This window comes from Nostoc sp. 'Peltigera membranacea cyanobiont' 232 (genome assembly GCF_002245985.1).
Lineage (GTDB): Bacteria > Cyanobacteriota > Cyanobacteriia > Cyanobacteriales > Nostocaceae > Nostoc.
The window spans coordinates 1-17,156 of sequence record NZ_NOLK01000169.1 but is presented as its reverse complement, the minus strand read 5'-3'; the positions used below and the strand labels follow the sequence as shown (position 1 = coordinate 17,156).

The window sequence follows — 17,156 nt, the reverse complement described above, 5'->3', positions numbered from 1 at the left end:
GAGTTGTAGTAAGTTTTCCTCAGTCCCCAGTCCCCAGTCGCCAATCCCCAATCCCCAATCCCCAGTCCCTAAAAGACTCCCGTTTGGGTTTCGACCTCAATCAACTCAAAGCGGTAGTTTTCAATTACGGTATTTGCTAGCATTTGGTCACAAATGCGATCGAGGTCTTGACGCGCTTTCTTTTCCTCAGTCGAGGTGATGGTGAGTTCAATGTACTTGCCAATCCGCACCTGTTCAACGTTATCGTATCCCAGTTGCTGAAGACCGGATTGTACAGCCACACCAGCAGGGTCTAAGACTGAAGGACGAAGCGTAACAAAAATTTTGGCTAGATACTTGGTTTGCACGGCTTTTGCTGAATGCTGCGATCGCTATACTATAACTTTCTGTTCCAACTGAGTGAAAATAAGATTACGAAGCGGTTAAAGTTAATTGATCGATTAGCCTATCTAACAGCTTCAACTACAGTGGCATATTTAAATAATTGTCTATGAGAGCTATACGCACCCGCAGTCAAGAGCGTATTTTCAACCTACTGAAAACCATCAAAAAAGGCATTTCTGCCCAGGATATTTACGTAGAACTACGTAACACCAATCAGAGTATGGGTTTAGCGACAGTTTACCGCTCTTTAGAAGCCTTAAAACTCGAAGGCATAGTACAAGTGCGGAATTTGGCTAATGGTGAAGCCCTCTACAGCCTAGCCCAGCAAGATAAACATCACCTTACTTGCTTGCAATGCGGTGTCTCAATTCCGATTCATCAATGCCCCGTCCATGACTTAGAAGACCAGTTAGAATCCAGCCATAAGTTTAAAGTTTTTTACCACACCCTGGAGTTTTTTGGGTTGTGCAGCCAATGCCAGGTAAATCAAGCTAATGAGATTAGTCAATAATCATACCAATTCTATGAGAGGAATAAAGCGTGTTTTACTTCAAAAGTATGACTCCTAACTTCTGCTGTAATAAATGCTTTATTCAAACAAAACTCAACCAACTAAATACGTCTCCAACTGTTAACTGCAAATTTTCCAAAACACTCAAAACGGGTAAAATATCTTGATTTTCTTTTAATTCTGGTAATTTGTTGGGTTCAAAAATCATGATTGACTCATCAGCAGAATCAAGCAACCAACCTAGCTTTGCTCCATTTTGAATGGAAAATGTGATTTTGTGGATAACTCGGTTGGGTGATTGTTCTGGTGAGAGAATTTCAATTATCCAATCTGGGGGAATTTCAAATTTATTTGTAATTCTTCCATTAGAAAGCAATGGAATTCTTTGCCATTCAAAAACTGCAATATCTGGTACTATTGAACGACCTTCAAATGTACAACGTAATTCAGGAAAGGCATAAGCAATTTTTTGTGGTTTAGCAATCTCGTTAATAGCTGTGACTAAACTGCTTTGTAAAGTACTGTGTTCTCCTTGTGGCATAGGTTTTTGGTATATTTGACCGTTAAAATACTCACTTGCTGGTTTTGTCTCTGGTAGTTGTAAGAACTTTTCTACATTTAGTACTGTGGTTGGCTGAATAGATAATGTCATAATTTACAACTTATCAAAACTTGATTATTTGATGACGAGAAGAATTTGACGAGTAGTGCGTAGGCATAGCCTGTCATAGACATCATGAGTACAGCACTTCCGGCGGCTATGAGGTACATCCTCAAAGCTGAAAGCTATGATAGGAGAGGGGTAAGAGGAAAACTGTATTGCATAATAGCCGGAAGCGCTGTAATCCGCTTTGATTCCTGAAATTATCTGCGTAGGTAGGGAACTATTAACAGAAAAGAAGGGTATAGATGTGTACTGAATCTTGTTCAAAAATAAAATAGGAGTCCTATAGCTTACCGTCAGGTATCGCCTAACATTTATTCTTCATCTTCTACAAACTCATTAACTCTATAATTATTTAGAAGTAAGATGGCAAGGTACTCTCTAACTTCTTGTTTGGTTGCCATAATATGATTTTAGATTTTAGATTTTAAATTAATTTGAATCAATAGTTAAGAATCTTGACTCCTAAATATTCCAGCATCCTCTCTATTTGGCAATGGCGAACCAAGGACACTGAGATTGAGAACATGACCACCAGTAACTAAATAAACAGTTTCGCTAAGTGTAGCTAACTGGCGCACTAATGAACCCAAGCGATCGCGGAACATCCTCCCCAGAGGATAAGCTGGTACTACACCCCAACCTACCTCTTCTGCTACAAACACGATATCAGCAGCAACCAGATCCACTGTCTCTAAGAACTCCGCAACGATATTTTCCCAGCTAGATTTATCCTCCTCTAAGAGATTAGCAACCCAAGTTCCTAAAGAATCAACTAAAAGGCAGGTATAGGGTTTGGCATCAGCAAGGGTAGCAGACAGTTCTATAGGTACAGATAGAGTTACCCAATCTTGGGGACGACGTTGTTGGTGTTCTAAGATGCGTTGATGCCATTCTTGATCGTCTGTGTTATCGGTGGCTGTTGCTACGTAAACAACTGCTTTCCCTGACTGCATAGCCAGAGTTTCCGCCCATTCACTTTTACCAGATCGTGCTGGCCCTGTTACTAGGATGATTTTACCCAAAGTTATTTTCTAAACATTTTAACAATATATAGACTTATACAAAACTTCATGCTGTAGGGGCAATAGCCTACGGGAAGCCGCTTTGCGTCTAAATAAACTGCCCCTACCTAAAAATCAGGGTTTCGGTTATTCTTTGCGTAAGTGCTGAATAAGTAGCTAGTTCCAATTTATCACCACAGTTTTTACTTCCTCGCTGAGATTTTTGGTTTCAAATAACTTTTAAGAGATAAAATTAGCACCAGCACCATTCAAAATTTATAGTTCATAATTCTGTTTCATTCAGGATTTAAATCCTACCGCAAACGGGACTACCGTCATTACGCACCGGGTAAAAACCCTTTTTAATTACGAATTACGAATTACGAATTACGAATTACGAATTGGATTCATGTCACAACTGGCAAAAGCCGAAAATCCCAACAACCCCATTCTTAATTATTCAACACCATCGGGGACAGCAAAATTTAGGATGTCTTTATGAACGCAGGCTTAAAACGCATAGAAGCAACTTTACACGATTTAGGGAATCGCGGCACTGCCTCTGCCGCCGAAGCAGGTGATTCGACGACAAAACGACCTTTTTCCTTTAGAATCAGTGTCGGAGCCAACGAATCCACAGAAAGTACACAAAGTCAATCATTTCAGGAAGAACAAACAGTCGATCTGGGCATAGATACTGAGAGTGATTATCCTTCTGAACAAAATTTCTTTCCTCACCATGACTCTGTGCAGACCTTTCAAGCAGAAGAGAATGGTGGCAAAACACCCAGCCTACCCAAGTTGAAAACTCCGAGCTTTAGTAACCATCGCCACGGAGCAAATCCAGCATTGGCGATGAATCTATTGCAAGAAATTCAGGAAACTGTCGCCGGTTGGCAAATAGAATTGCAAAATATTTTAAAGCAAATTCAGGATATTTACTTAGAAGGCCCAATTGTCAATGGCTGGTTAGAATCCAATCCCAGCGAACCAGAACCGGGAGGAACTGCAACACTGCGCCATGCAGAAGTTGACCGCCTGATGAACTACGTAGAAGAAATTTGCGCTACTGGTGGGAAAGTATCTTATAAATCATCAATTACTGGCTACCGTCTCTGTGGTGTAGACGATGCAGGTAAAGTCTGGTCACGCCCGTGTCCGGCAGATCAGGTTCCGAATGTTAGTATGGCGATCGCCCGTTACCAAAAGTTACGTCAACTGCTGGGACGCAAGCAATCTTTGGAAACCCGTCTGAGTCAACTGGCCCAAACACTTGTAGTTTTACACAGTCATATTCAACAAACGTGAAGTTTTAAAGATTATTTCCGAAGAAACTCGGTTGGTGGGTCGGTAATTTTTGGTTTAGATTAACTCTCAGCAGGTGTGCGTTGGATTTAAGATTTTTATCTAAAATCCCAAATCTCAAATCCAAAATAAAATCTATGCCAGACACCCAAATCTCTGCCATTATCTGTACCCACAATCGAGATACCTATTTAGGGGCTGCAATTGATAGTCTTTTAGCGCAGGATTTTGCTGCTGACTTTGAAATTGTGATAGTTGATAATGGGTCTAGCGATCGCACCCGTGAGGTTGTAGAACAAAGGGCCCACAATCCGTGCCTGAAGTATGTATTTGAACCCACCATTGGTTTATCTGTCGCCCGTAACACAGGCGCAAAAGTAGCTAATGGTGATATTCTTGCTTATCTGGATGACGATGCTGTTGCTAGCCCTGGCTGGCTACAAGTTTTATATCTTGCCTATTACAATAATTCTAAACTAGCGATCGCAGGTGGCAAAGTCACTCTCTTATGGCCCCCAGGAATTCAACAACCAAAATGGCTCTCTCCAGGGCTAGCTGCAAATTTGGGTGCATACGATTTAGGTGACAGCAACATCTACATTGAGCAACCTGGCTTAACACCCAGAGGCTTAAATTACTCCATCCGCCGCAGTTTCCTAGAAGAAATTGGCGGTTTTGATCCTCATCTCGGTCGAGTGGGGAAAAATCTATTATCTAATGAAGAACTGCAAATGACCGAATTTGCCCTACAGCGTGGTTGGCAAGTCGCTTATCTTCCTGAAGCGCTAGTAGCTCACAATGTTGCCCCAGAACGTCTACAACGCACCTGGTTTTTAAACCGAGGTTGGTGGCAGGGTATCAGTGAATGCTATCGAGAACAACTCGCTGGTAAAGCTGGAATCGCTCAATTGCAGCGAGGTAGCGAACGGTTTGTGCGTGGCTTGTATAAAGCATTGCAATATTTCTCCGATCCAGCAGAACGGTTTGACAAACTTGTATATGCTTACGGTCAGATTGGTTACTTAAATGCTGCTATTCAAGGTCTTTTATTCACATCAAATAAGAAATAATCACTAAGATTTATCCTGTTATGTCATCTAAAATACCAGTTTCAGTACTAATTCCAGCAAAAAACGAACAAGCAAACTTGCCAGCCTGCCTCGCTAGCCTCAGCAGAGCAGATGAAATATTTGTAGTAGACTCTCAAAGTACCGACAACAGCATTGAAATTGCGAAAAGTCACGGTGTAAATGTCGTGCAATTCAACTTCAATGGACGCTGGCCTAAAAAGAAAAATTGGTCTTTAGATAATCTCCCTTTCCGTAACGAATGGGTGCTAATTGTCGATTGCGATGAGCGCATCACCCCCGAACTTTGGGAAGAAATTGACCAAGCAATTCAAAATGAGGAATATACAGGTTATTATCTCAACCGCCGCGTATTTTTCTTAGGAAAATGGATTCGTTATGGTGGGAAATATCCCGATTGGAATCTCCGTTTATTTCAGCATAAAAAAGGCCGCTACGAAAACCTACATACAGAAGATATTCCCAACACTGGCGACAACGAAGTTCACGAACATGTGATTTTGCAGGGCAAAGTTGGGTATCTCAAAAATGATATGCTCCACGAGGACTTCCGCGACCTTTATCACTGGTTAGAACGGCACAACCGTTATTCCAACTGGGAAGCCAGCGTTTATTTTAATACTCTCACAGGTAAAGATGATAGCGGCACTATCGGCGCGAATCTATTTGGTGATGCAGTCCAACGCAAGCGCTTTTTGAAAAAAGTGTGGGTACACCTGCCATTTAAACCCTTTTTACGGTTTATTTTATTTTATATAATTCAACGTGGTTTTTTGGATGGCAAAGCCGGATATATTTATGCACGCTTGCTCAGTCAATATGAATATCAAATTGGCGTTAAACTCTACGAATTACGCAACTGTGGTGGTCACTTAAATACTGCAACTACTCCGAAGGAAGGAGCACAGGAGCAGGGGAGCAGAGGAGCAGAGGGCAAGCTATTGACTATTGACTCCTAATAAAGAACTAATGACAAATGACCAACCTTTCGTAGATTTACGCAAATATGACCAATCTTGGTTTGATCGGGGACGGCCAAGTTGGTATGTATTGTTATGGTGGCTTGTACAAGCGATCGCATTTCCCCTCACTCCTCAACCGTTAAATATTCTGCGTTGTGCTTTGCTACGATTATTTGGCGCTAGTATCGGCAAAGGCGTATTAATTCGACCTACCGCCCGCTTCACCTACCCTTGGAAAGTTACCATTGGCAACTACAGTTGGATTGGAGATAACGTAGTTTTATACAGCCTCGATCGGATTCACATCGGTGAACACTGCGTAGTTTCCCAAAAAAGTTACCTATGTACTGGTAGTCATGATATCCAAGATCCTGCTTTTGGGTTAAAAACAGCGAGTATCACAATTAACAATGGTGCATGGGTAGCAGCAGATTGTTTCGTTGGGCCTGGAGTGCAAATTGGGGCTAATGCTGTGATTGGCGCTCGTAGTACTGTTTTGACTAATATGCCTTCTGGACAGGTTTGTTGGGGAAGCCCCTGTCATCCCAAGACGAGTCGGATAAAACTCGATCTCCCCACAAACCCATGATTTTATATATAGATTAGTAAGGTAGCACAGCTAGCTGTGCTACCTTACATTTTCTACTTTTCTACATGGTATTGAACCCCAGAATTTATCCCGCAATTCCCCTCGCTGCCAAATTTCAAGGGGAATTGCAGAAGTCTAGATATAATTAAGAGTGACTTTCTAGGGGGTTAGCAATGTATTTGAATGTTGGCTCAGAATTCCAAGGGCCACGCTCATCTTTACCATCACCATTTGTAGATAGGTTGTAGTAGAGAGCAACTGTTTCATCTGGCTTAACATTACCAAAGAATGGATCTGTCAATTTACCCAGTGAATCTAGAGCTTTCATAAACATCTGGGTATGAGAAATTTCTCGTGTTAACAGATGGACTAAAGTCTCTTGGGTTCCTTTGTCAGTTGCTAATTTGATCAATGATTCGTAAGTCTGACGAGCGCCGGCTTCTGCTGCAACGTTAGCTCTTAGATCGCGCACGACATCTCCACCCTCGTTCAAGTAGCTTGCAGTCCAAGCAATACCCTGGCTATCTAGAAAATGAGGCCCAATTCCTCGAACTGCAAAGAGAGTACTCTTATAAGCCTCGGTTTGATCCACATTTTTAGTATGAGCTTCAATGAGTTTACCAACCATTTCTAAATGGCTGAATTCCTCGATTGCAATGTCTTGGAGCATGTCTTTAATTCCAGCATTTTCTACATGGAAAGATTGCACCCAATATTGCAGGGCCGCACTAAGTTCTCCAGTAGCTCCGCCAAACTGCTCTAGAAGTAACTGAGCAAAACGAGGGTTTGCTTCACTAACGTTAACTGCATGAATAGGCTCTTTTTTGTGAAAAAACATAGATTTACACTTCCAAAAATTATGATGTTAGAAAAGTGGGTTATTGGTCTTTTCAAATTTTCCAGGGAGAGCTAATTTGATGTTTGATAGCTTCTCAGCCTGGTGTACTAGAAGACCAATAAAATAGAGTAGTCATTTCAGTGGTGGTAACTGCCAATAACTGCCTCAACAATCTCACTTGTGTCTAAGTTATCAACTCTGATTCCAGATTATTTCTACCAGATGGGGTAAATGATAAATCCAAAAGTTAGACAAAAGAGTTTACATCAAGATTTGAATGGAAATTTGCATTTAGTGATTTAGCCTTTATAGCATAAAAATTATCAATGATTTTTTGGCGACAAAATAAATCGTAAATTATTGAATCTCTTATCTATTAGGTTTTGCTAAATTTTTGAGATTAACACAATTTCCGATTTTTGATAGAAGTTTTTAATCTTAATTCAGCTATATCTATCTGAAGGTGTGATTATACTATCTAACTTTTTGAAGATGTAGGAAAAATATTTAGTTATCAAGTTGAGCAAGATTTAATAAAATTTATTTTTGACCCTTTTTATTTAAAAATTAAATTAATGCTGTAATGCTGAAAAATTAGCTCACCAACTTCTTTAAGAAGTCGGCGAGCTAAAGGCTAAAGACTGTAAAATTTTACCAATGATTAAGTAAGGTTATATAGCAATCATATTTGATTTTTGAAAAAATATAAGTATCAGTAGGGTGTGTTAGACGGAACGTCGTAACGCGCCATAACCTTGGGGTGGTGCCGTACTCTCCTTGCTAACGCACCCTACTTATATTTTTTCAAAAATCAAATACTAGTCCTATATAGCGGTTGTCATTTATGTGAGGTACATCCGTAAAGGCAATTCATGAATTGCCCCTACACGTTACGAGATGATGTTGTACCACATTTGAATGGGAACCGCTATAGCTCAATACAGTTCATTTAGTGATGTTTTGCCTTGGAAGATCCCTTCAATACCTCTTTTTAAGAAGGGTTAGGCAGAATCAACCACTGTTTTAAATAGCACGGGAGAATTTTGTCTCTCGCATTTTAGTGTGAGTATCAAATATAACGGCAATATTTCTGACTAGTAATCTACCGATGTCTGTAATCTGGATCTCATTTTTTGATAAACTGACCAGACCATCAGCTTCTAGTGGTTTTAACGCCTCTAGTTCCTCAGAGAAATATTCATCAAAATTGATCTGATATTTGTTTTCAATATCTTGCTTATGCAACTGAAAGTGAGACATAATCCCCATGATTACATCCCGTCTGATAATATCATTTTGAGTCAGCTTGACACCTTTGCTAACAGGTAAATTACCTGATGCAATTGTCTGATAATAATCCTTTAATTCCTTGTGATTTTGAGCATAAGCATCTTCTAGCATACTAATGGATGTAGAACCAAAGCCAAATAATTCTGTTTCTGCATGGGTAGTGTAGCCCTGAAAATTGCGTTTTAGAGTGCCATTGCGTTGAGCGATCGCTAGTTCGTCATTAGTTTTAGCAAAGTGATCCATTCCAATAAAGAGATATTGGTTATTGGTCAATTCTTCAATGGTCATTTTCAGAATATCTAACTTTTCCTCGGCAGGTGGTAGCGCCTCTTGAGGAATATTTTTTTGTGTCGGTTTTAGCCACGGAACATAGGCAAAATTAAAGACAACAATTCGGTCAGGATCTAACTCAATTGTCTTCTTCACCGTTTCTTTAAATGTCTCGCGGGTTTGATAGGGTAAACCATAAATTAGGTCTACATTCACACTTTCAAACTTAGCTTCTTTGACCCAACTCATGACATCAAAGAGCATTTCTTCTGGCTGAACACGATTCACAGCTACTTGAACTTGGCGATTAAAATCCTGAATGCCGAAACTAATGCGATTAAACCCAATCTCTCTCAGAAAGAAAATGTAGTTTTTATCGATATAGCGGGGATTAATCTCAATTGAGATTTCTGCCTGTGGATCGATGTTAAAATAGCGATTGATGTTTTTCCATAAAAATTCTACTTGGTGATGCTCCAAGTAATTAGGAGTACCGCCTCCCCAATGGATTTGCAACACTTTTCTGTCGGAATCGATTAAAGCTGCGGTATTTTTGATGTCTTGAACCAAAGACTCCACGTAAGGTTTAGCAATATTCTTGTTATTGGAAATTACCGTGTTACAGCCGCAGAAGTAGCAAGCACTTTGGCAAAAGGGAATGTGGAAATATAAACTCATAGGAGTTTGGCGTTGATTAGATGCTGCGATCGCGGCCTTAAAATCAGTTTCAGTGAATGTTTCGCTTAACTCTGTAGCGGGCGGGTAACTGGTATATCTAGGTGCGCGAGTGTCGTACTTTTGAATCAGATCCAGATCAAACTTGACACCAGGTAATAGAAAAACCATTGAGTTGCTTTCCAATGAATGTATGGGGAGTAGGAAGTTAGGAGTTAGGAGTTAGGGGAAATAACTAACGCCTAATGACCAATGACCAATGACCAATGACCAATGACCAATGACCAATGACCAATGACCAATGACAAATGACCAATGACAAACTTAATTAGCCACAGCTATTTCAGTGCTACCTGAATTTTGGGAACGAGTTAGACTATTAAACAGCACTTGGCCGAGTGCTTTAATTAAACTTCCCTCTAACTCTTGAGCCATCTGCAAATTGAACCCAAAGGCATTATTAGCTTCTGCAACAATCCGTTCTGCTGTTATATCATCAACGGGTAATGCATTTAATGCCTGACGATACTTATCCTTAAATGCCTTTTTGTCAGGAATTTGCTCAAAATTGTAAAAGGAGGTGCCTTGGTAGTCAGAAAGCTTTAGGGCTGACTGAGCAACTTTTTGTAGCATTTGACCCCCAGAAAGATCGCCCATGTAGCGAGTGTAGGTATGACCTAGCAATAAGGCTGGTTCACTAGCAGAAATTTCCCGAATGCGGTCAATGTACTTTTGGGTAGCAGATGAGGGTGTAGTTTGCTCTCTCCAATTATCCCCATAATAGAACACCATATCTTTTTCGAGCGAGGATTGGCGATTAAGTTCAGGAAAGTAAACTGCACTAATCACAGGATGCTTTAGATGGCTATCTAATGCCGCTTCTAGTTCGCTGTAGACGTAATACAAGTTGCTTAAGAACTTGGCAAAGCAGTCTCTATCCACAACTCCTTGCAAAAAACATTTCATGAATCCCACATTTTCTGCTGATGTGTGGGCTTGTTGAGTTCCAGAACGCAGTTTAATGGCAAGATTGCTACTCATTGTTGCTTCCTTCATTTTCAAGCGCAAGGTCTCTGGACAGTCACGCGACTCAGGATGCCTGCCAGTTCTAGCTAAAAGATTGTTATTCTAGGTTTAGAGAGGATCTGCATCAGTCTATCCAGCAAGTACCACTGCCGATGTAGATCCAGGTATTTTTATTTCTCCTAAGATTATTTAACTATTAATTTATATATAACTATAAAGATATTAGTATTTATTTATGTTTTACTGATGCTCATGTTCAGGCACATTTCAGTTGAGTAGTAATAAAACTGATTTTGGAATAGGCATTTTAACTCTCTTGAAACGATGAGCAATAAGTTTATTTATCACAATTTGCTTTCAATAATTTAACTGATGCTTCCAAATAACTATTTATGCTTATATAACGCGCTCGCACTTGGACAAACAGCACCCCATGCTCATCAACCATCAGACTGGAGCGATCGCACCGCTCAATAAATCAATAAATGTTGATATCTCCTCTTCTCAATAATTCAAGCAATCTTATACTCCTGCAAATCTAATCACCACACGAGCAAGGCTAATAAAAAAATTCAACACTTTCTCTGCTTGAATTGCAGCATCAATATCTTGTTTGATATTTCGCAGATCGGCAAGAATTTGGTCGCGATCTGGACGGATCAACACTTGTGTGAACAGAGCCGCTCTCACTGCATTGAGCGCATCCTGACATTGTTCAATAGCTTCAGATAGGATATTTCCAAGTTCCCAATTTTCTTCATCTTCTGCTTGCAAGAGTGCAAATTGTAATCTGAAAAGAATGTTTTTTAGGTTTTTTTCTGCTTGTTTAAAAACTTGCAGATCGATAGGTTTACCAGAAGGCAACTTTGCTATGGACTCAATGCTATTAATAATCTGGTTGATTTGTTCTTTAATCTTGTTGAGGCTAGTTGAAGTAATCATTTTGAACTATCTCCTTATGATGAACAGTCGAGAGGTTGAGATTCAGAAGTTGTAGGTGGGAGATTCTGTCTTTGTTTGTTTAATATATCCTTCAAGATGGGATCTTCTTGAATTGCTGTTTCAATCTCTTTAACTCTTACATTTACAGCAATAATATCTGCACCAAAGCTAGAGGCTATTCCTAAAGCTGTGGTGATTTTTGCAACAACTTCGTCAAAGCTTATATCGTTGTATTTTTCAATGACTTGGGAAAGCTTTGCTCCTGTATCAGCTGTCAGCAAAAGTTTAGCTCTAGCTTGACAAATCATTGTTTTATCTTCTATATTGACGCTGAGTAACTCATCTAAAAGTTGCTCCGCCTGATTGGATATTTGTGTTTTCTCTTCCTCTGAAGTAGCATTCTGAAATTGCGTTCTGAGTTTGCTAAACCGAAAAAGAATCACAACTCGATCTGGATTTTTCGGTGAAGGCGGATCTTGAGCAATCAGTTCAGCTAGAAGTAGCATTTTGACAGTTAATTGCCTAGAAGGTTTAGCTGCTCTAGCAACTGCACCTGCTTCAGTGGCTAATAATCCTGCTTGTTCAATGTTGTTAAAAGTCTCGCCTGCTACGATATATTCTTGCTTGAGATCGTTGAGAACGTTATTAACAGGACTTGGCCGGGTATTTGTTTGAAGTTGATTTTCAATTATATTCGATACTTGGTCTATATCAGCAAAGTCTATATTGCGATCGCTTAAAAGACTTCTTACCAATATTCGCCGCCGTTCAGCTGTTGAGCGTGGTAGAGGATTGAGTTGATAGATAGTTTTGACAGATTCAATCGCATCACTTGCCTGAATTTTAAAGTTCAGTGCCGTCAGTCGCAGTACCGCTCTCCTCTCTGGACTACAACCGCTTAGAGCGATACTCATTATCAAGAAAAGCAGCAAACTTTTTAATTGAACTGGATTTTTCATCAAGTAGCCTCAGAGAGTGTTGGAAAAGTCAACCAGATGAGGAATGGTTGAACCAGAGTTCATATTCACAAAGCAAGCGCTGATAGCATTCTAAGAATTGTTTGTCGTCAGTTTGAAATTGGGGGCATTAATACCCCCTTATAGAAATTCAATCGGATATAAAACTCTGAAACTCCTTTATATCATCGGGTTTCAACCCAATACTTTTCGGATAAGTAGTATTGGTCTTCAAACATAGGGCTGAAATCCCTGAAATTTCAGGAGTAAAATTTACTTCAAAAACCTTAACTAAAAGGTATTGCGATCGCACTTGCATTTTTTAATGACAACCATCTATAGGACTCCTATTTGATTTTTGAACAAAATTAGGTATGTAGGGTGTGTTAGAACGAAGTTCGTAACGCACCATTATCAAGGGTTTGGTGTGTTAGCGACAGCGTAACGCACCCTACGGATCTTTTCAGAAATCAAACCGGATTCCTATATCTCCTGATCCATTGAATGCTGCCACCTTTTGTATCAGTTACAGTAAAATCTAAATCAACATCTTCAATTGTTATAGAAGGCAAAGTTGGGGTAGAATCAAACTTCAAATCAATCTCAAAAGCTGGATTTTTACCTAATCCAATTGTATCAATCAATTTGACATTTTTTAGCTTACTTATTTGAGCCGAACTCAAGTTTAGAGGCTGAAAGAGTTGATAACCACGATCTCCAGGTCTGGGAGTCGGAGGATCGGCTTGTGAAGCGGCGTGCCAGTAATGTTCAAATTTTGTACCTGAAAATAATTGATTGGCATTCAATCCATTTTTTGAGCCTACATATACTCCAGGCAAATATCCAAAATCGCTCGCGGCATCAAACCACTCATTACAGAAGCCTTGAATATCATTTGGAGGTGAAGCAGAATTTACTTCTTCCAAATCTAAGAAAATATTCATTCCAGGGGGAAAGCCACAATTAGCTGCATAGACAGCAGCGTTTTTACCATATCGCATTCCTTTTGGACTTGTTGCTACCCAATTGTTATTGCTAACGTGCTGCACTAGAAATAGTGCAAGACCTGAATCTAAGATATGATTTGCCTCTTCAAAAGTAATGTCATCATTACTACCAACTGGATTAACGCTGAGTTCTAACCTCGGAACGTAGCGGATACAGAATGAAAAACCTGATTGAAAAGCTTGTTTTGCTTGGTCAAGGCTGATTGGGTAGTTGACATCAAAACCAAGCGCCCCATCAGGTGCAGATTCAATTACAACATTTTGTAACTTTGGTAATTGCATATTTTCTACCTCAAAATTAAAATTATTGAGAATTGCTTAGTGATTCATTTTTTTGATAAAGTGCAATGCCTACACCCGTCAAAAGCATCGCGCTTTATAAGATGATGTTTGAAAAGGCTTGTTTGAGGGCATATTTAGCACAGTGAAGCATATCATAGGGCTATAACCTCGATTTATTGTCGCATTTAAGTTCTTTATTTTCCTTTTTAGAGTCAGTTAAAACTAAAATAAACTAGGGATTTTAAAGTCCAAGTGCTTGTCTAGTTTTATCGCCAACCATGCCATCAATGGGGTCTAAACCTGCCTGTTCTTGAAATTTAGCAACAGCTTGAGATGTTGCTGGCCCAAACAAGCCATCTGCACTAGTTATACCTAAATTAAAACCCTTCCCAATTAATTTTTCCTGAACTGCCTTGACATCATTTCCCTCCATCAAAGGAGTAGTTAAAAAAAGCAATCTAGGGCTATTTACTGCTCTGATTCCCGGCTGAGTTAATCCGGTTAATTCTGATTGGATAATGGAAAGTTTTTGTTTCCAAGTATTAGGATCATTCTTATTTAAGCGATCGTCAATATGCACTGGATCGCCAAAATCTCCCCCCCAATGCAAAACAGGATGGTTACGAATAGCAGTAAAAAATGCTTGAATTGTGGAAGGTAGTGAGTTAAAATCTCCAAGCTCATGACTAGTATATAGTTTCCCTCCTATTTTGATATTCATGTCAATAGCATGACCAATGAAGTGATTAGACATTTTGGCAGCAGGAAACGCTGGTCCCACAACAGGAACATCCCAGGGACGAGCTGAACTAGTAACATAAATCTTTAGTCCGTTGTTAGCTGCAAAGTCATTAATTTTTTCGAGATGAGGGATAAATTCGATATCTGCTAAGACAGGCTTATTGATAAATTGAGAACCGATAAAGGTTTTAAGTTCAGTTGCCATAGGAAAAATTCTCCAGGTAATTAAATATTGTTTTTTATCGGCGATCGCTTGAAAATCAAGACAATGCACTACAAGATAGGCTATGCCTGCGGCGGGCGTAGCCATCGCACTAAAATTCAGCTAGAGTGGGTTTGGGACAGGCTAGTTAAGTAAGGTTACTCTTCGAGCTTGCGGAATTCCTAGCGCCAACACCAGTAAAGTTTGCAATTTTAAGAAAAAAGTTAAGGATTTCGCACTAGCAAATCCCCAAAGCATTTCCCCATCTCGGTTCCAGTTACCGAAAATTTAAGTGCTTTACAACCATTAGTTAACATAGTTCTTAACTTTGGAAAAAACTCCAAGTTAAGAACTATGCTTCTGTTTACTTTTTCCTAAGCAAACTCCAACTCCGAGGCGCATTTCAGAATAAACTTTTTGGAATTGCATTCTTAAGATTTGTAACTATACTGCATAAATTTGGAAAGTGCATAAGTAATAACAGTATTCCCCTACACCAATAGGCAAAATTTTAATATTTTTTTATACCTAAATTTAGTTAAAAATGCAATTACAATCGAAAAATCATCTCCGACGGCGCGGCGCAACTCTGACGAATCAAGGCTCAAGGAAACTCAATCAGGCAAAAGCTCAGTTAGAAATTGAGCAAAACTTTAAGCGATACACTCTCGAAGACCTAAGTGAGAAAACAGGTTTAACCCCCAATACCCTCAGTAAGGTCTTTAATAGCTCAGTGGGAGTCGATAAACGAACCTTGGAGTGCTGTTTCCATGCCTTTAATATGATCTTGTTAAAGGACGATTATTTCTATCTGGAGCCTCATCAAGACAATCTTGCCGAGATTAGCTTAATGTCCTCGGCTGAAGTTTGCGATCGCATTGAACCAGTATGCGATTCTCCCAGCAATGTAGGGCAAAATCACAAAATGGAACGATTCCCAAAGGGACGGCAGAGCCGAACGCCAGACAATCTGTACCCTCGTTTCCCAACTACACCAGGAGGACAGATACCACTAGATTCAGTCTTGTACATTGACCGTCCCATCCTCGAATCTCTCTGTTACGAAGCCATCCAGCAACCCGGTGCGCTACTCAACATCCGCGCCCCCAAGCAAATGGGCAAAACCTCCCTAATGACCCGCATCCTGGCTTATTCTGAAACTATTGGCGATCGCACTGTTTCTGTGAACTTGCAACTTGCCAATGACGAGATTTTACAAAACCTAGATCGCTTCCTAAAATGGTTCTGTGCCAGAGTCAGCAAGCAGTTAGACTTGCCAAATGAGATTGCTAATTTTTGGGATAACTCCTTGGGTAGCAAATCAAATGCTACTGATTATTTCCAGGATGTCATCTTAACCAACCTCGATCGAGGAGTCTCTTCAAGGGAGAATTCCCCCCTAGTCATTGCGATCGATGAACTCAACCAGCTTTTTGCCTACCCCGACGTTGCTCGTGAATTTCTCCAACTTCTGCGAACTTGGTCGGAGCAAGCCAAAGAAGACAATGCAGACATCAATCCTTGGCACAGGCTGCGACTGGTGACAATTCATTCTACTGAAATCCTGATGCCTCCCTCAATCGCTCTCTCTCTCTTGAATACTGGGCTGATGATTGAGTTACATGAGTTTACCCCTGCTCAGGTGCAGGATCTAGCATATAGGTGCGAACAGGAGATAACCTCGTCACAAACCCAGCGCCTAATCGCTCTGTTGGGGGGACATCCCTATCGGTTGCAGTTAGCATTTTATTACCTACAACAGCAGACAATAACCCTAGAAGAACTCTTAGAAAATTCTGCGATCGCCGCCGCCATCTATGCAGACCATCTAGAACAACAATGGTGGAACCTCCAACGCTATCCCGATTTATTGCGATCGTTTACAGAAATTGTCAGGCAATCAAGTCCTGTAGATTGCGAGGCTGTACAAGCCTCTCAGTTGCACAAAATGGGATTAGTGCATTTGCATGATATGAAGGCAAGGCTTGCCTGTGAGTTATTTCGTCCGTTTTTTTGCGATCGCCTGCGGTAAATCAATGGCGAGCGAAAATACATAATATTTGCTACTAAGTACTTACATATTTTAGTGCAATTGAAGGAAAAATTTAACTTAATCTTATCCTTTTGTTGGCTTATTCTTAGTTGTGCTACGACTTGTAATGCAATATCTTTTACTTAATCAGTATTAAATCCTCTATAAAAAATAACAGCTTCCGTGTATTTAGCAATATTAATATCGAACTTTTGAGAATTTTACGTAATATTATCAAAGCAGGTTTAAGGATTCAGCCTTGAATGGCACTAAGTTAAGCTGAATGGTAGGCAGCGTAAGGATTGCAGAGGGGCAGGGGTGCAGGGGTGCAGAGGGGAATTTCTAAATATCTGAACGCAATTGCCTAAAATTTCTTCTTTCTCCCCTG

General features: G+C 40.1%; 16 protein-coding genes. 6 read left to right on the top strand and 10 right to left on the bottom strand.

Annotation, left to right across the window (positions count from 1 at the left end):
• Positions 1 to 68 precede the first annotated feature (68 nt).
• A complete protein-coding gene (gene purS / locus CDG79_RS33520) occupies positions 69 to 347 on the bottom strand; it encodes a phosphoribosylformylglycinamidine synthase subunit PurS (RefSeq protein ID WP_094332891.1) in 279 nt (92 codons plus the stop codon).
• Positions 348 to 490: 143 nt separating this feature from the next.
• Here purS and CDG79_RS33515 point away from each other — a divergent pair, with 143 nt between their 5' ends.
• The gene (locus CDG79_RS33515; RefSeq protein ID WP_094345967.1) at positions 491 to 895 is read left to right on the top strand and encodes a Fur family transcriptional regulator; all 405 of its coding nucleotides are present in this window, start codon (positions 491 to 493) and stop codon (positions 893 to 895) included.
• Between the two features lie 82 nt (positions 896 to 977).
• Here the strand turns inward: CDG79_RS33515 and CDG79_RS33510 are convergent, their stop codons facing one another.
• Entirely contained in the window at positions 978 to 1,547 is a 570-nt protein-coding gene (locus CDG79_RS33510; protein ID WP_094345966.1) for a Uma2 family endonuclease, read from the bottom strand.
• 461 nt (positions 1,548 to 2,008) lie between these two features.
• Positions 2,009 to 2,584: a bifunctional adenosylcobinamide kinase/adenosylcobinamide-phosphate guanylyltransferase gene (cobU, locus tag CDG79_RS33505; protein ID WP_094345965.1), complete on the bottom strand. Its 576-nt coding sequence runs from the start codon at positions 2,582 to 2,584 to the stop codon at positions 2,009 to 2,011.
• A 477-nt stretch (positions 2,585 to 3,061) separates the two neighbouring features.
• On the opposite strand from cobU, the gene CDG79_RS33500 reads away from it, so the two are divergent.
• The 4 genes from CDG79_RS33500 to hpsU all read left to right on the top strand — a co-directional run bounded on the left by CDG79_RS33500 (position 3,062) and on the right by hpsU (position 6,507).
• Positions 3,062 to 3,871 carry a hypothetical protein gene (locus CDG79_RS33500; RefSeq protein WP_094332894.1) on the top strand — a complete coding sequence of 270 codons (810 nt, stop codon included), beginning with the start codon at positions 3,062 to 3,064 and terminating at the stop codon, positions 3,869 to 3,871.
• Positions 3,872 to 4,005: 134 nt separating this feature from the next.
• A complete protein-coding gene (locus CDG79_RS33495; protein ID WP_094345964.1) occupies positions 4,006 to 4,938 on the top strand; it encodes a glycosyltransferase in 933 nt (310 codons plus the stop codon).
• 20 nt (positions 4,939 to 4,958) lie between these two features.
• Positions 4,959 to 5,915 (top strand): glycosyltransferase family 2 protein, encoded by a 957-nt coding sequence (locus tag CDG79_RS33490; protein WP_094345963.1) that lies wholly within the window; start codon positions 4,959 to 4,961, stop codon positions 5,913 to 5,915.
• A 10-nt stretch (positions 5,916 to 5,925) separates the two neighbouring features.
• A complete protein-coding gene (gene hpsU, locus CDG79_RS33485; protein ID WP_094332897.1) occupies positions 5,926 to 6,507 on the top strand; it encodes a hormogonium polysaccharide biosynthesis acetyltransferase HpsU in 582 nt (193 codons plus the stop codon).
• A 145-nt stretch (positions 6,508 to 6,652) separates the two neighbouring features.
• Here hpsU and CDG79_RS33480 read toward each other — a convergent pair whose 3' ends face one another.
• The 7 genes from CDG79_RS33480 to CDG79_RS33450 form a co-directional block, all read right to left on the bottom strand.
• The gene (locus CDG79_RS33480) at positions 6,653 to 7,345 is read right to left on the bottom strand and encodes a manganese catalase family protein (protein WP_094345962.1); all 693 of its coding nucleotides are present in this window, start codon (positions 7,343 to 7,345) and stop codon (positions 6,653 to 6,655) included.
• A gap of 1,023 nt (positions 7,346 to 8,368) precedes the next feature.
• On the bottom strand, positions 8,369 to 9,751 hold the full coding sequence (gene hemN / locus CDG79_RS33475; protein ID WP_094345961.1) for an oxygen-independent coproporphyrinogen III oxidase: 1,383 nt from the start codon (positions 9,749 to 9,751) through the stop codon (positions 8,369 to 8,371).
• A gap of 153 nt (positions 9,752 to 9,904) precedes the next feature.
• Positions 9,905 to 10,621 carry a biliverdin-producing heme oxygenase gene (locus CDG79_RS33470; protein ID WP_094345969.1) on the bottom strand — a complete coding sequence of 239 codons (717 nt, stop codon included), beginning with the start codon at positions 10,619 to 10,621 and terminating at the stop codon, positions 9,905 to 9,907.
• Between the two features lie 507 nt (positions 10,622 to 11,128).
• Positions 11,129 to 11,548, bottom strand: coding sequence for a hypothetical protein (locus tag CDG79_RS33465; protein WP_094345960.1), 420 nt, complete (start codon positions 11,546 to 11,548; stop codon positions 11,129 to 11,131).
• A 14-nt stretch (positions 11,549 to 11,562) separates the two neighbouring features.
• Complete coding sequence (locus CDG79_RS33460; protein WP_094345959.1) at positions 11,563 to 12,507, bottom strand: hypothetical protein; 945 nt, start codon at positions 12,505 to 12,507, stop codon at positions 11,563 to 11,565.
• A 467-nt stretch (positions 12,508 to 12,974) separates the two neighbouring features.
• Positions 12,975 to 13,793 (bottom strand): DUF1906 domain-containing protein, encoded by an 819-nt coding sequence (locus CDG79_RS33455; RefSeq protein ID WP_094345958.1) that lies wholly within the window; start codon positions 13,791 to 13,793, stop codon positions 12,975 to 12,977.
• Positions 13,794 to 14,034: 241 nt separating this feature from the next.
• The gene (locus CDG79_RS33450) at positions 14,035 to 14,844 is read right to left on the bottom strand and encodes a peptidoglycan-binding domain-containing protein (protein ID WP_223278495.1); all 810 of its coding nucleotides are present in this window, start codon (positions 14,842 to 14,844) and stop codon (positions 14,035 to 14,037) included.
• Between the two features lie 436 nt (positions 14,845 to 15,280).
• Here CDG79_RS33450 and CDG79_RS33445 point away from each other — a divergent pair, with 436 nt between their 5' ends.
• Entirely contained in the window at positions 15,281 to 16,768 is a 1,488-nt protein-coding gene (locus CDG79_RS33445) for an AAA-like domain-containing protein (RefSeq protein WP_094345957.1), read from the top strand.
• The last annotated feature ends 388 nt before the right edge of the window (positions 16,769 to 17,156 follow it).